The sequence below is a fragment of the Lysobacter stagni genome, from assembly GCF_030053425.1.
Lineage (GTDB): Bacteria > Pseudomonadota > Gammaproteobacteria > Xanthomonadales > Xanthomonadaceae > Lysobacter_J > Lysobacter_J stagni.
Genome location: NZ_JASGBI010000001.1, coordinates 2,113,208 through 2,126,576 on the forward strand (window position 1 = coordinate 2,113,208; position 13,369 = coordinate 2,126,576).

A 13,369-nucleotide genomic window follows, 5' to 3' on the forward strand; every position below is an offset into this window, starting at 1 on the left:
TCACACGCGCGAGTACGACCACGACAGCATGCGGCCGTCGCGGTAGGGCATCACACCGTGGAACGAGCGCGGGTCCTCGTCGAAGACCAGTGGCAGGAAGTTGCGGTCGCCTTCCCACATGGGCAGTTCGTCCAGGCGTTCGATCGGCACCCATTCCAGCGTGCCTTCCGGGTTGCTCGCGTGCGGCGTGCCGCGGAAGCCGGTGATGACGAACACGAAGCCCAGCCAGTCTTCGCCCTTCTTGCCGAAGCCCGGCCAGCTGATGGTGCCGCGCAACTGCAGCTCGTCGCATTCGATGCCGGCTTCCTCGAGGATCTCGCGTCGCATGCCGGCGACGACGTCCTCATCGGGTTCCAGCTTGCCGCCCAGACCGTTGTACTTGCCCAGCTGGTGGTCGTCGGGCCGCGCGTTGCGGTGAACCATCAGCACTTCGCGGCCGTCGGGCGAGAGCACGTATCCCAGCGTGGCGACGATCGGCGTGTACGGCATCAGCGGCCGCCCTTGCCGCGCGCGGCGGTCTGCTCGGACAGCGTCTTGTCGAACGCGCGCTCGGCCTTGTCGGCATAGGCGCGGCACGTCAGCGTGGTCGGCGTGGTCGATTCACGCAGCTTCCAGCCGCTGGCGTCCGGATGCGGCGTGATCAGCAGGTCGCAGGGCAGGGCGCGCGTGGCAGCGAAACCACGGCGATAGTCGTCGACGATGTGCGGGTAACGCGGGTTGTCGACCAGCTGGTAGCCCGGTGCGCTGAGGCTGTCGACGTAGGCGATGCGCAGCGGTTTGCCGGCCTTCGTGTCGGTCCAGGTCCAGCTCATGCTGCCGGGCGTGTGCGCCGGGGTGAAATGCACGGTGAAGGCGACGCCGCCCAGCTCCACGGTTTCGCCGTCCATCACCAGCCGGTCCACGCGCGGCGCCGGGAACAGCATGCCGTCGCCGAAATGCAGGTCGCCGAATCCGCCGCGTGCGAGCAGCACGGCTGACTCGGCGTTGCTCACCACCTGCGCGCCGGTCGCGCGCTGGATCGCCGCGATGGGGCCGGCGTGGTCGATGTGCGCGTGGCTGTGCAGGATCAGTTTCAGGTCCGACGGTGCCACGCCCAGTTCGCGCATGCGTGCCAGCAGCATGTCGGCGGCCTGCGGCAGTCCGCCGTCGATCAGCACCGCGCCTGCATCGGTCTTCACCAGCAGCGCGCTGAGGCCTTCGGTGCCGATGTACCACGTGCGTTCGGCGATCTGGAACGGTGCGACCGGGCGGCGCCAGTCGTCGGAAGATTCGTAGGCTTTCGCTTGCGGAAGCAGAGGTTCGGCAGCGCTTGCGGCGAACGTGGACAGCAGCGCGGTCAGCAGGACGGAAACGGCGATAGGGCGCATCGAGGCGTCGTGGGCGTCGCGGGGAGGATGCACAGTGTATGCGTACGAACGTGCACGCTCCCCGTGTCCACCGTCATGGATCGACCCGTCATGGCACGCGCGGCAATGTCGTGCGCCGGTACACCAGCCGCACCGCGAACAGGGCGAGGGGTATCGGCAGCAGGACGCCGGCCACCGACAGCCACGTCGGATGCGGCACAGTCACGATCATGCCCATCACGGCCGCGATCACCACCAGCGCTACCAGTAGGGCGGCGGCGGTCTGATGCCGTGCCACCTTCGCCGCGGCCAGCGCGCCGATGAAGGATCCCAGCGCCCAGGATGCCAGCACCATCAGCTTGCCCGGCAACGGCAGGGCGGCGATGAAGGCGGCGAACGCGCCTTCGTGGGCGGGGTTGGCCATGTCCAGCCCGGCAGGCAGGGGATAGAACCGATGGCCAATGCTCTGCACGGCCATGATCACCGCCACCGCGACCACCACACCGACCAGCATTCCCAGGATCGTCCGGCCCATCGCAGTTCCTCCCTCGCGTTGGGCGCGAGCATCGCGCCGGCGTGCGTTCGCCGCAAGCACACACCGTCCGCGCATAATCGCGGGGCATCCCATGCCCCTGTGCGGGGCCCACGACGGAGTCATCGATGGCCGACACCGGGCCGCGCCTGCTCGCCTTTGCCGGCAGCCTGCGCCAGGGTTCCTACAACCGCCGGCTCGTCCACGTGCTGGCCGAAGGCGCACGCGCCGCGGGCGCGGAAGTGACGCTGATCGAGCTGCGCGACTTCCCCTTGCCCGTCTACGACGGCGATATCGAGGCCAATGGCATGCCCGCGCCCGTGCGCGAGCTGCAGGCGCTGATGGCCTCGCACCACGGCCTGCTGATCAGCACGCCCGAATACAACGGTTCGATGCCGGCGCTGGTGAAGAACACACTGGACTGGATCTCGCGACCGACCGACGCAGGAACTTCCGGCGTCGCGCTGTTCCGCGACAAGGTGGCTGGCATCGTCTCCGCTTCGCCCGGTCCTCTCGGCGGACTGCGTTCGCTCCTGGTACTGCGCGACGCACTGGCCAAGCTGGGGCTGCTCGTCGTTCCGCAGCAGGTGGCGGTGGGGCAGGCGGCGGACAAGCTTCCCGATTACGGCGTTCTCAACGACGACCGCCTGCGTACCGGTGTCCACGGCGTGGCCGCGGCGGTGGTGCGCCAGGTGCGCGCGGGCCTTTTGGCGGGAGAGATGGCATGAGTGGCAAACAGCGTGAACTCAACCTGCGTTTCCTGGCCGAACCGACCGACGTCAACTACGGCGGCAAGGTCCACGGTGGCATGGTGATGAAGTGGATCGACCAGGCGGGCTACGCGGCCGCGGTCGGCTGGAGCGGCACGTACGCGGTGACCGTCGCGGTGGGTGGCATCCGCTTCGTGTCCCCCATCCGCATCTCGGACCTGGTGACCGTGCACACCAAGCTGGTCCACACCGGCACCACCAGCATGCATTTTGCGGTGGACGTGAAGGCGCGCGATCCCATGGAAGGCGTCGAGCACGACCGCCTGTGCACGCACTGCATCATCGTGTTCGTCGCGCTGGACTCGGTGGAGGGCAAGCCGACGCCGGTGCCCGCGTGGACGCCGGTCAACGACGACGACAAGCGCCTGGCCGAATACGCGCTCAAGGTGATGGAGCTGAGCAAGGGCATCGAGGAAACCGTCGAGCGGCTGGCGGCGATCAACGAAGGGTGAGGCTGACCGCTCGCGCGGCACTGCCGCGTGGTCTGCCGAACGCCCGGCCAGGGATGGCCGGGCCGGGCGACCCGGAGTCAGTCGCGTACCGCCACGGATGGCATCGCAGCACTCAACGAGGCACGCTTTTTTCCTGATCCATGAAGCATGAAAAAGGCCGCCCGGAGGCGGCCTTTTCATTGCACGTGCGCCGAGGCTCAGATGCCGTCGAGGCGACGCGCCTGCATGAACTTCTGGCTCCAGTAGCCGGTGTCGAGGTTGGACACCTGCACGTCCTTGCCGCGGCTGGGGGCGTGGACGAAACGGCCTTCGCCAACGTAGATGCCGACGTGGTCAACGCGGCCGCGACGGCCGAAGAACACCAGGTCGCCGGCGGCCAGCTTGGCCTTGTCGTTGATCAGCTCGCCATTCTTGGCCATCTCGCGCGAGACGCGCGGGAGCTCGATGCCCAGGGCGTTGCGGAACACGTAACCCACCAGCCCGCTGCAGTCGAAGCCCTTGTCCGGGTCGCTGCCGCCCCAGCGGTAGGGCGTGCCCAGCAACGCCATCGCGCGCTGCAGGACCGTCTTGATCTTGCTCTGCTGTTCGGTCGGCAGGTTGGCGACCGGATCGCCCACCGAGGCCGCCGGGACCAGCAGGCGGTTCAGGTCGGTGGCCAGCAGCAGGGCGCGGTCGGACAGGCTCATGGCCTCCGGCAGCGCGGTGTTGGTGACGGGAGCCGGGGCGTCGGCGGAATCGCCGGCCAGTGAAGAACTGGGGACCTGCTGGGCGAATACCGGAGCGGCCATCAGCACCAGCGACGCGGCGAGGGTGAGACGGAGCGGTGCCCGGCCCATGCGGTTCTCGTTGGCGTCACTGGAGGAATTCGGCATCACGCAGGCATCACAAAACGATTCGCGAAGGATCATGCCTGCGTAATGAGTGGATGAGGTTCAGATTTCGTTATTTTTTCGTTATGTGAACTCGCGCCAGATCACAAATCGTGCCAAATGCCTTCACCCGGCCGTCACCGCAGGACCCGTTTCGCCCCGGTGTAGTGGTCCCGCCAGTAGCTGCCGTCGAGGTGGTCCAGCCGGACCGTCCCCCCGGTGCTGGGGGCATGGACGAACCGGCCCTCACCCACATAGATGCCGACGTGGCTGACGGCCTTGCCTTGCCCGAAGAACACCAGATCGCCTGCGGCCAGCCGCTCCGGCGCGATCCGCGGCCCCTGCCAGGCGGCCAGGTCGCGGGAAGTGCGGGGCAGGCTGAGGGACAACATGTCGCGGTAGACGTAAGTGACCAGGCCGCTGCAGTCGAAGCCGCCCTCGGGGGTGTTGCCGCCGTAGCGGTACGGCGTGCCGACCAGGCTGATGGCGCGCATCAGGACCGCGTTGGCGGCGTCGGGGTTCTCGGGCTGGACCACCGGCCAGGCGCGATGCGCGGGAGGGGCCTGGCGCACGGCCTTCTGACCGCCGCCGCAGCCGGCGAGCGCGGCGAGCAGCAGAAGAGAAAGGAGTACGGGGCCGCGCGCTGGCGCGGGGGCGGGCTTGCCGGGATAATGCCGGGCTCTCATCGGCCGGTAGATTGGCCGTTCATGTCGTCGACGGCAAGCCTGCCGCCGCATCCATGCTGCCCCGCGGTGGCAAACAGCCGAGTCCTGCAATGAAAATCGAGAAAGATCGCGTCGTCCGTTTCCATTACACCGTCTCCGAAGTCGGCCAGGCGCCGCTGGAGAGCTCGGAAGGCCGCGAGCCGCTGGCCATCCTGATCGGCCACGGCAACATCATCCCGGGCCTGGAGAATGCGATGGACGGCCGCGAGGCCGGCGAGAAGTTCGAGGTCGACGTGGTCGCGGCCGATGCCTACGGCGAGCGCCGCGAGGGCCTGACCCAGCGCGTGCCGAAGAAGCACTTCCAGGGCGCACGCCTCGAGCCGGGCATGCAGGCCGTGCTGCCGACGAACTTCGGCCCGCGCGCCGTGACCATCCAGAAGGTGGGCATGAGCGTGGTGGACGTGGACCTGAACCACCCGATGGCCGGCAAGGACCTGCACTTCGCCATCGAGATCGTCGAAGTGCGTGAAGCCTCGGCCGAAGAAGTCGAGCACGGTCACGTGCACGGCGACGGCGGCCACCACCACTGACCGGTTCGCTCCGAACGCATTCCCGACGGCCCGCGCAAGCGGGCCGTCTGCGTTCCGGGGCCGGCATCGTGCCCAGGCGCACGTCCCGGGCCGTTCACGCATGCTCTAATCGGCGCTTCCCTCCAGGGACGAAGCGGATGGCGGTGGAACGTCCGGACACCTCGCCGGAATGAACGCAGGCGAGCTGGCGCCGACCGGCGCGAACCAGCGGCTGCAAAACCTCGACGTGCTGCGCGGCTTCGCGTTGCTCGGCATTTTCCTGATGAACGTGGAGTACTTCGGCCGACCGCTGGCCGACATGGGCCAGGGCATCCAGCCGGGCCAGGCGCCGTTCGACCATGCGCTGTCCTGGCTGATCTACGTCTTCGTGCAGGGCAAGTTCTGGATCCTGTTCTCCCTGCTGTTCGGCATGGGCTTCGCGCTCATGGACGAACGCGCGCGCGCTGCCGGGCGCGACTTCACTGCGATCCACCTGCGCCGCAGTCTGGCGCTGCTGGCCATCGGGCTGGCACACGCGTGGCTGGTGTGGGCAGGCGACATCCTGGTGGCGTACGCGATCGGTGCGTTGCTGCTCACGTGGTTCCGCGACCTGCCGCCCGAACGACAGGGGCGCTGGGGCGCACTGCTGTATGGCCTGCCCACGCTGGGGGTGCTGGCGATGGTCGCGCTGATGCTGCTCCTCGGGTTCGCCGGGGGCGCTGCCGGCGAGCACGCCGATCCCGCGCACAACAGCACCCAGGCGGCTGCGCGCGCTGTCGAAGTGCTGGCGTACTCGCAGGGCAGCTGGTGGCAGGCGACACAGGCGCGCGTGCAGTACTTCTTCGCACAACTGATCGAAACACTGGCGTTCGAGCCGTTCGCGCTGGGCATGTTCCTGGTGGGCGCATGGCTGCTGCGCAGCGGCGCCATTGCCGACCCGCAGGCGCATGCGCCGCTGTACCGACGGCTGCGCCGCGTGGTGCTGCCTGTGGGCGTCGCGCTGGCGTTGGCCAGCGCAGCGGTGTCGGTGTATTTCGATTGGGACCACGACGGGCCGCGTTCGCTGCTGGCGATGTCGCTGATGCTGGCGGCCAGTCCACTGATGAGCCTGGGGTATCTGGCGCTGGTGGTCGGCGCACTGCACACGCCCCGCGGTGCGCGCGTGCTGGGTGTCCTTGCTCCCGCCGGGCGCATGGCGCTCAGCAACTATCTGCTGCAGTCGTTCATCGGAACTTGGGTGTTCTATGGCCACGGGCTCGGCCTGTGGGGGCAGGTATCGCGCCGCTGGCAGGTCGCGGGCGTGCTGGTGGTGTTTGCATTGCAGGTGGTGGCCAGCCGCTGGTGGCTGGCGCGCTTCCGTTTCGGGCCCGCGGAATGGCTGTGGCGGGCTTGCACGTACGGGCGGTTCCCGCCGATGCGGGTTGCCGCGGTCCACAACCTCTAAACTTGACGACATGGAACAGCGCGAAGATGTGGTGATCGTCGGTGCCGGCGTGATCGGTCTGGCCAGCGCCCTGGCCCTGCTCGAGACGGGCCGGAGTGTCCGTGTTATCGACGCGGGCCGGGTCGGCGGCGGCAGCTCCCACGGCAACTGCGGCACGATCACGCCCAGCCATGCGCCGCCGCTGGCCGCGCCGGGCGTGGTGCTCAAGGCACTGCGCTGGATGCTCACGCCGGACGCACCGCTGTACGTCGCGCCACGTTTCGATCCGCGACTGTGGTCGTGGCTGCTGCGCTTTGCCGTGCGCTGCAACGACCGCGACTGGCGCATCAGTGCCCGTGCCAAATCGGCCATCCTCAACGATTCGCGCGTGCGCCTGGCCGAATGGGTCCGCGACTACGGGCTGGCGTGCGAATTCGCGAACTCGGGCGAGGACTACGTCTACCGCGACGCGCACGAGTTCGAGCACACCCAGGGCGAGGTCGATTTCCTGCGCGAGCTGGGTGTGCGCGTGGACGTCGTGGATGGCCCGACGTACGAACGCATCGAGCCCGCGCTCAAGCCCGGCCTTGCCGGTGCGATCCGCTTCGACGGCGATGCCGTGCTGCGGCCGGACCGCTATGTCTCCGAACTGGCCCGGGTCGTGCGCGAACGCGGTGGCGTGATCGTCGAACAGTGCGCCTTCGAAGGCGCGCAGACGCAGGGCGATCGCGTGCACATCCGCACGGCGCAGGGCGAACTGCAGGCGCGCGAGCTGGTGGTGGCGCTGGGTGCCTGGTCGCCGAAGCTGGCCGACGCAATCGGCGCGCCGTCGCTGAAGGGCCTCATCCAGCCGGGCAAGGGTTACTCGATCACGTACTCCTCGCCCAACCTGGTTCCGCGCCGGCCTCTGGTGCTGCGTGAGCGGCAGGTGTGCGTCACGGCGTGGGGCAGCGGTTTCCGCCTGGGCAGCACGATGGAGTTCAGCGGATACGACGAGAGCCTCAACCCGCGGCGCCTGGACGCACTGGAGCGGGGCGCGCGCGAATACCTGCACGAGCCCTACGGCGCGCAGAAGCAGGAGGAGTGGTATGGCTGGCGCCCGATGAGTTGCGACGACATCCCGATCATCGGCCGCGTGCCCGGCAATCCGCGCGTGCTGCTCGCCACCGGGCACGGCATGATGGGCGTGAGCATGAGCGCCGCGACGGGCCAGCTCATCGCCGACCTGGTCGCGCAACGCACGCCGGCGATCGATCCGACGCCCTACGGCATCGAGCGTTTCGAATGAACGCGCACGCCCCCAGCGAGTTCGACCTGATCGTCATCGGTGGCGGTTCGGGCGGGCTGGCCGGTGCCTTCCGCGCTGCCGGACACGGTGCGCGCGTCGCGCTGCTGGAACCCGGCCTGCTGGGCGGCACCTGCGTCAACGTGGGTTGCGTGCCGAAGAAGGCGATGTGGCTGGCGGCGGACGTGGCCGGGCGGCTGCGACTGGCACAGACGCTGGGCTTTCCGGTGACGCCGGCGCCGTTGGACTGGCCGGAGTTCATCGTCCACCGCGAGCGTTACATCGAGAACATCCACGCCAGCTACCGGCGCCGTCTCGACGAGGCGGGCATCGCGGTGCTGCCGTCGTACGCGCACTTCGTCGATGCGCACACCGTGGAATGCGAGAGCGGGACGCGACTGCGCGCGCCGCGCATCCTCATCGCCACCGGCGGGCGCCCGCAACGCATGGCGGTGCCCGGCGCGGAACTGGGCGGCGTCTCCGACGATTTCTTCCAGTGGCGCGCGGCGCCGGAGCGCGTGGCGATCGTCGGTGCCGGTTACATCGCGGTGGAACTGGCCGGTCTGTTGCAGGGGTTGGGCAGTCGCGTGGACGTGTTCGTGCGCGGCGATCGCCTGCTGCGTGGTTTCGATCACGAGCTCACCGCACAGTTGGCCGAGGAGTATCGTCAGCAGGGTATCCGCCTGCATTTCGATCACACCGTCGCAGCGATCGAGCGCGACGGGCAGGGCGTACGGCTGCGTGGTTTCGATGGGGCGTTGAGCGATCGCTTCGACGCATTGCTGTTCGCCACCGGTCGCGTGCCCAATAGCGAGCGGTTGCAGCTGCACAACGCCGGCGTGGCGACCGACGTCGGTGGTCATGTCGCCGTCGATGAGCGCCACGCCACCAATGTCGACGGTATCTTCGCCGTCGGCGACATCACGCCCGATCCGCCGCTGACGCCGGTCGCCATCGCGGCCGCACGACGCCTGATGGATCGCCTTTACGGCGGAGCCACCGCGCTGCTCGACCGCACCGGCATTCCGACGGTGGTGTTCTCGCATCCGCCGATCGGGCAGGTGGGGCTCACCGAAATGGAGGCGCGCCAGGTGCATGGCGACACCGCCGTGCACGTGTACCGCGCCGGCTTCCGTCCCATGTTGTACGCGTTGGCCGACGTGCCGCAGCGCAGTCTGTTCAAGCTGGTGTGCGTGGGCGACGACCGTCGCGTCGTGGGCATCCACCTGATGGGCGAGGCCGCGGACGAGATTCTCCAGGGGTTCGCCGTGGCGCTGAAGCGCGGCATCACGCTGGACGACCTGCGCGACACCGTGGCGATCCACCCGACCAGCGCCGAAGAAGTGGTGCTGATGCGATGAGTTTCCCGCTATGAACACGCCTATCGAACACGACATCTACACGCTGCATCGCGGCACCGCGCCGCTGTTCGTGAGCCTGCCGCACGACGGCAGCCACATCCCCGATGCCCTCGCCGCGCGCATGGTTCCCGCCGCGCGCAAGGCGCCGGACACCGACTGGCACGTGTCCATCCTTTACGACTTTGCGCGCGCGCTGGGTGCATCGGTCATCGTGCCGCGTCATTCGCGCTATGTGGTCGATCTCAACCGTCCGCCGGACGACACCTCGCTGTATCCGGGCCAGAACACCACGGGGCTTTGTCCGGCAGTGCGGTTCAGCGGCGAACCGGTCTATCTGGAAGGCCAGGCTCCGTCGCCGGATGAAGTCGCCGCGCGCGTCGAGCAGTACTGGCGCCCGTACCACGATGCCCTGCGCGCGGAGATCGACCGTGTGCACGGCGTGCATGGTCGCGTGGTGCTGTGGGAAGGCCACTCGATCCGCGGCAGCGACCTGCCATTCCTCTTCGAAGGCCGCCTGCCGGACCTCAATCTGGGCACGTCGAACGGCGCAAGTTGTTCGCCGCAATTGCAGCAGCGACTGGAAGCGGTGTTGTCCGGCCAGGTGGATTACGACTTCGTGGTCAACGGGCGTTTCAAGGGCGGGTACATCACGCGCCACTACGGCGAACCCGCGCGCGGTATCGACGCGGTGCAGTTGGAGATCAGCCAGCGCAACTACATGGACGAGGACAGCTTCGTCTACCAGGCCGGCAAGGCGGCGGTGCTGCAGGACGTGCTGCGCGCGCTGCTGGCGTCAAATCTGTAGTCCTGCAGGCAGACGGCCCGTCAACGGGCGCCGGCTACCACGCGATCATGCCGCCGGTGTCGCCGTGGATGCGCGCCACATCCAGGCTCAGCGCGACGGCAGGGCTCGGCGCGGTTTCCCGAGCCCCGTTGATTCCGTCAGACCTCCAGCGTGGCCAGGTCGCCCTTCGTCTCCAGCCACTGCTTGCGATCGCCTGCACGCTTCTTGGCCAGCAACATGTCCATCAGCGAATGCGTCTGCGTGTCGTCGTCCACGGTCAGCTGCACCAGGCGACGGGTGTCCGGATGGATGGTGGATTCGCGAAGCTGCGAGGGGTTCATCTCGCCAAGGCCCTTGAAGCGGGTGACGTGCACCTGGCCGGTGAAGCCCTTCTTGCGATCGTTCTTCTCGCGCTCGACCTTCTCCAGCAGGATGCGCTTTTCCTCTTCGTCCAGCGCATAGAACACCTGCTTGCCGATGTCGATGCGGAACAGCGGCGGCATCGCCACGAATACGCTGCCGTTGGCGACCAGCGACGGAAAATGCTTGAGGAACAGCGCGCTCAGCAGCGTTGCGATGTGCAGGCCATCGGAGTCGGCGTCGGCGAGGATGACGACCTTGCCGTAACGCAGGCCCGAGATGTCGTCCTTGCCCGGGTCGCAGCCGATGGCCACCGCCAGGTCGTGTACTTCCTGCGAGGCGAGCACGCTTCCGGAGGCGACTTCCCAGGTGTTCAGGATCTTGCCGCGCAGCGGCAGGATGGCCTGGAAATCCTTGTCGCGTGCCTGCCGTGCGCTGCCGCCGGCCGAGTCGCCTTCCACCAGGAACAGTTCGGTGCGCGAGAGGTCCTGGCTGACGCAGTCGGCCAGCTTTCCGGGCAGGGCAGGGCCCTGCGTGACCTTCTTGCGGACGACCTGCTTCTCGGTCTTCAGGCGCGCCGCAGCACGCTCGATGGCCAGTTGCGCGATCTTCTCGCCCAGCTCCACGTGCTGGTTGAGCCACAGTGAGAACGCATCGTGCGCAGCGCCCTCCACGAAGGCAGCGGCCTGGCGCGAGGACAGGCGTTCCTTGGTCTGCCCGCTGAACTGCGGGTCGGTCATCTTGATGCTGAGCACGAAGGCGACTCGGTCCCACACGTCTTCCGGTGCCAGCTTCACGCCGCGCGGCAGCAGGTTGCGGAAGTCGCAGAACTCGCGCAGCGCATCGGTGAAGCCGGTACGCAGGCCGTTGACGTGCGTGCCGTGCTGGGCGGTCGGGATGAGGTTGACGTAGCTTTCCTGCACCAGCTCGCCATCGGGCACCCAGGCCACCGCCCAGTCGGCGGTTTCGGTGTCCTTGGTCAACTTGCCGACGAACAGCTCCGGCGGCAGGAGCTCGCGCTCGGCCAGCTCGCCACGCAGGTAATCGCGCAGGCCGTCCTCGTAGTACCACTCGTTGCGCTCTTCGGTGGCCTCCTCGAACAGCTTCACCGTCAGGCCGGGGCACAGCACCGCCTTGGCGCGCAGCAGGTGGCGCAGCGAGCGGGGGTTGAACTTGACCGTATCGAAGTACTTCGCGTCCGGCCAGAAGTGGACGCTCGTGCCGGTGTTCTTCTTGCCCACGCTGCCCACGACTTCCAGCGGCGAGGCGCGGTCGCCGTCCTTGAAGGTCATGCGGTATTCGTTGCCGTCGCGCTTGATGCGCACTTCGACATGCTTCGACAGCGCGTTGACCACGCTGACGCCAACGCCGTGGAGGCCGCCGGAGAAGGTGTAGTTCTTGTTGCTGAACTTGCCGCCCGCATGCAGGCGCGTGAGGATCAGCTCCACGCCGGGGATCTTCTCCTCCGGGTGGATGTCCACGGGCATGCCGCGGCCGTCGTCGGACACCGAACAGCTGCCGTCGCTGTGCAGCGTCACTTCCACGGTGCGCGCGTGGCCGGCCAGCGCCTCGTCGACCGCGTTGTCGATGACCTCCTGCGCCAGATGGTTCGGCCGCGCGGTGTCGGTGTACATGCCCGGGCGGCGCTTGACGGGGTCAAGGCCGGAAAGGACTTCGATGTCTGCGGCGTTGTAGCGGCTGCTCATTCTGGGATGCGTCGGAAGTGGGGGCTCATTCCGACAGCGGTTCGAGCTGGCTGCCGGTATAGGGATTGAAGCGGTAGCTGCCGGGGAACGTCTGGCCGGTGCGCGGATCGCGCTGGGGCGTCAGCAGGCTGCCGAGCGGGGTGGTGAAATCGTACCGCGCCTGGCCCAGCTGCACGCTCACCTTGCCCGGTGCCAGCGGGTCGGCCAGCGGCTTGCCGTCCTTGCCCTTGGCGGGAAACACGAAGAAATGCAGGTTGTTGCCCAGTTGGCCGATCATGCTGCCCAGGACCGGCTTCAGCACGCCGAACACCATCGTCACCTTCGGGTCGAGCTTGCCGGGATCGATCGGCGTGTATTCCTTGCCGTCGGCGCCGCGCAGGCGGATCGCCTCGCGCAGTTCGTTCTCGTCCATGAACTTGTCGATGCCCAGCGTGCCGATCTTGCCGTTCACGGCGGCGACCACCGTGTACTGATCGAAGAGCCCGGCGATCTGCGTCATCGCGGAGCGGTCGTCGTTGCGCGCGGACGCGAGCCAGAACTGCGACGGCAGCCACCAGACCAGGTCGACCGTTTCCCGGGAGGAACTGGTCTGCTGCGTTTCATTGGTGAGCTGGTTGATCTGGATGCGTTCGGGCGGCAGCGGCTTCGGATCGGCGGCGAGCGCGGAAAGCGACCAGGACAGCAACAACGGCAAGGCGAGAAGGCGAAGCGGATGCACGGCGGTTCCCCTGTTGGAGCGGCGAGGATGCCATGGTGCGGCAGGGGGTCAAGCGCGCGAGCGCGGATCTGGGGGGTGGGGCGGTTTGTCAAGAGCGCGTTCAGCGGTCAGCATGGGCTGCACGGGTAGGGTGCCCGCGGGTTTCGGCCCGTACGCTGCAATCGAGGAGACACGAATGAACATCCGCACGCTTCTGCTTCCGACCGCCATTGTCGCCGCGCTGGCGATGCCCGCCGCATTCGCGCAGCAGGACGCCCAGGCCGACGCCAAGTCCCGTCAGGAATCGTCGCAGGCCCCGCAATCCCGCCAGGGCGCGAACGCCGGGCAGGGCGCCGACAAGGCACAGGCCGACCAGGCCAAGACGCAGAAGAAGGACAAGGCCAAGCGCCCGCCCGAACGCGAGCCCGAGGAAGAGGACGAGCGCTGATCGGCGCCGCTTCCGCACGGACCCCAGACGCCCCGGCCCCTGCCGGGGCGTCGTCGTTTGGGCAGCGCGTGACGGCCTGCGGCAAATGACGCCTGGCTTCCG

At 68.1% G+C, this 13,369-nt stretch carries 15 protein-coding genes; 8 read left to right on the forward strand and 7 right to left on the reverse strand.

What is annotated here, in order from left to right:
- The 3 genes from QLQ15_RS09835 to QLQ15_RS09845 form a co-directional block, all read right to left on the reverse strand.
- Positions 1-489, reverse strand: coding sequence for an NUDIX hydrolase (locus QLQ15_RS09835; protein ID WP_283212612.1), 489 nt, complete (start codon positions 487-489; stop codon positions 1-3).
- Complete coding sequence (gene bla / locus QLQ15_RS09840) at positions 489-1,367, reverse strand: subclass B3 metallo-beta-lactamase (protein WP_283212613.1); 879 nt, start codon at positions 1,365-1,367, stop codon at positions 489-491. The genes QLQ15_RS09835 and bla overlap by 1 nt, the downstream gene beginning before the upstream one ends.
- A gap of 88 nt (positions 1,368-1,455) precedes the next feature.
- Positions 1,456-1,881 (reverse strand): hypothetical protein, encoded by a 426-nt coding sequence (locus QLQ15_RS09845; protein ID WP_283212614.1) that lies wholly within the window; start codon positions 1,879-1,881, stop codon positions 1,456-1,458.
- 125 nt (positions 1,882-2,006) lie between these two features.
- Between QLQ15_RS09845 and QLQ15_RS09850 the strand changes: the two genes are divergently transcribed.
- A complete protein-coding gene (locus QLQ15_RS09850) occupies positions 2,007-2,606 on the forward strand; it encodes an NADPH-dependent FMN reductase (RefSeq protein WP_283212615.1) in 600 nt (199 codons plus the stop codon).
- On the forward strand, positions 2,603-3,100 hold the full coding sequence (locus tag QLQ15_RS09855; protein ID WP_283212616.1) for an acyl-CoA thioesterase: 498 nt from the start codon (positions 2,603-2,605) through the stop codon (positions 3,098-3,100). The genes QLQ15_RS09850 and QLQ15_RS09855 overlap by 4 nt, the downstream gene beginning before the upstream one ends.
- A 197-nt stretch (positions 3,101-3,297) precedes the next feature.
- Here QLQ15_RS09855 and QLQ15_RS09860 read toward each other — a convergent pair whose 3' ends face one another.
- Together QLQ15_RS09860 and QLQ15_RS09865 are read right to left on the reverse strand one after the other, a co-directional pair.
- On the reverse strand, positions 3,298-3,936 hold the full coding sequence (locus tag QLQ15_RS09860) for a C40 family peptidase (protein WP_283212617.1): 639 nt from the start codon (positions 3,934-3,936) through the stop codon (positions 3,298-3,300).
- A gap of 170 nt (positions 3,937-4,106) precedes the next feature.
- Positions 4,107-4,655, reverse strand: coding sequence for a C40 family peptidase (locus QLQ15_RS09865; RefSeq protein ID WP_283212618.1), 549 nt, complete (start codon positions 4,653-4,655; stop codon positions 4,107-4,109).
- A gap of 89 nt (positions 4,656-4,744) precedes the next feature.
- Between QLQ15_RS09865 and QLQ15_RS09870 the strand changes: the two genes are divergently transcribed.
- From QLQ15_RS09870 to hutG, 5 genes are all read left to right on the forward strand, one after another.
- Positions 4,745-5,224, forward strand: a complete 480-nt coding sequence (locus tag QLQ15_RS09870; RefSeq protein WP_283212619.1) for an FKBP-type peptidyl-prolyl cis-trans isomerase — start codon at positions 4,745-4,747, stop codon at positions 5,222-5,224.
- A 169-nt stretch (positions 5,225-5,393) separates the two neighbouring features.
- A complete protein-coding gene (locus tag QLQ15_RS09875) occupies positions 5,394-6,647 on the forward strand; it encodes a DUF418 domain-containing protein (protein WP_283212620.1) in 1,254 nt (417 codons plus the stop codon).
- Positions 6,648-6,657: 10 nt separating this feature from the next.
- The gene (locus QLQ15_RS09880; RefSeq protein ID WP_283212621.1) at positions 6,658-7,914 is read left to right on the forward strand and encodes an NAD(P)/FAD-dependent oxidoreductase; all 1,257 of its coding nucleotides are present in this window, start codon (positions 6,658-6,660) and stop codon (positions 7,912-7,914) included.
- A complete protein-coding gene (gene gorA / locus QLQ15_RS09885; RefSeq protein ID WP_283212622.1) occupies positions 7,911-9,272 on the forward strand; it encodes a glutathione-disulfide reductase in 1,362 nt (453 codons plus the stop codon). Before QLQ15_RS09880 ends, gorA begins: the two co-directional genes overlap by 4 nt.
- Positions 9,273-9,282: 10 nt before the next feature.
- Positions 9,283-10,077 carry an N-formylglutamate deformylase gene (hutG, locus tag QLQ15_RS09890; protein ID WP_283212623.1) on the forward strand — a complete coding sequence of 265 codons (795 nt, stop codon included), beginning with the start codon at positions 9,283-9,285 and terminating at the stop codon, positions 10,075-10,077.
- Between the two features lie 137 nt (positions 10,078-10,214).
- Here the strand turns inward: hutG and parE are convergent, their stop codons facing one another.
- Complete coding sequence (parE, locus tag QLQ15_RS09895) at positions 10,215-12,122, reverse strand: DNA topoisomerase IV subunit B (protein ID WP_283212624.1); 1,908 nt, start codon at positions 12,120-12,122, stop codon at positions 10,215-10,217.
- 25 nt (positions 12,123-12,147) lie between these two features.
- Entirely contained in the window at positions 12,148-12,840 is a 693-nt protein-coding gene (locus QLQ15_RS09900) for a hypothetical protein (protein ID WP_283212625.1), read from the reverse strand.
- Positions 12,841-13,015: 175 nt separating this feature from the next.
- Between QLQ15_RS09900 and QLQ15_RS09905 the strand changes: the two genes are divergently transcribed.
- The gene (locus QLQ15_RS09905; RefSeq protein ID WP_283212626.1) at positions 13,016-13,267 is read left to right on the forward strand and encodes a hypothetical protein; all 252 of its coding nucleotides are present in this window, start codon (positions 13,016-13,018) and stop codon (positions 13,265-13,267) included.
- The last annotated feature ends 102 nt before the right edge of the window (positions 13,268-13,369 follow it).

Bases quoted from the DNA above. Each gene is read 5' to 3' on its own strand.
- QLQ15_RS09845 (WP_283212614.1), bottom strand. From the start codon at position 1,881: ATGGGCCGGACGATCCTGGGAATGCTGGTCGGTGTGGTGGTCGCGGTG.
- QLQ15_RS09870 (WP_283212619.1), top strand. From the start codon at position 4,745: ATGAAAATCGAGAAAGATCGCGTCGTCCGTTTCCATTACACCGTCTCC.
- bla (WP_283212613.1), bottom strand. From the start codon at position 1,367: ATGCGCCCTATCGCCGTTTCCGTCCTGCTGACCGCGCTGCTGTCCACG.
- QLQ15_RS09835 (WP_283212612.1), bottom strand. From the start codon at position 489: ATGCCGTACACGCCGATCGTCGCCACGCTGGGATACGTGCTCTCGCCC.
- QLQ15_RS09875 (WP_283212620.1), top strand. From the start codon at position 5,394: ATGAACGCAGGCGAGCTGGCGCCGACCGGCGCGAACCAGCGGCTGCAA.
- parE (WP_283212624.1), bottom strand. From the start codon at position 12,122: ATGAGCAGCCGCTACAACGCCGCAGACATCGAAGTCCTTTCCGGCCTT.
- QLQ15_RS09865 (WP_283212618.1), bottom strand. From the start codon at position 4,655: ATGAGAGCCCGGCATTATCCCGGCAAGCCCGCCCCCGCGCCAGCGCGC.
- hutG (WP_283212623.1), top strand. From the start codon at position 9,283: ATGAACACGCCTATCGAACACGACATCTACACGCTGCATCGCGGCACC.
- QLQ15_RS09855 (WP_283212616.1), top strand. From the start codon at position 2,603: ATGAGTGGCAAACAGCGTGAACTCAACCTGCGTTTCCTGGCCGAACCG.
- gorA (WP_283212622.1), top strand. From the start codon at position 7,911: ATGAACGCGCACGCCCCCAGCGAGTTCGACCTGATCGTCATCGGTGGC.
- QLQ15_RS09880 (WP_283212621.1), top strand. From the start codon at position 6,658: ATGGAACAGCGCGAAGATGTGGTGATCGTCGGTGCCGGCGTGATCGGT.
- QLQ15_RS09850 (WP_283212615.1), top strand. From the start codon at position 2,007: ATGGCCGACACCGGGCCGCGCCTGCTCGCCTTTGCCGGCAGCCTGCGC.
- QLQ15_RS09860 (WP_283212617.1), bottom strand. From the start codon at position 3,936: ATGGGCCGGGCACCGCTCCGTCTCACCCTCGCCGCGTCGCTGGTGCTG.
- QLQ15_RS09905 (WP_283212626.1), top strand. From the start codon at position 13,016: ATGAACATCCGCACGCTTCTGCTTCCGACCGCCATTGTCGCCGCGCTG.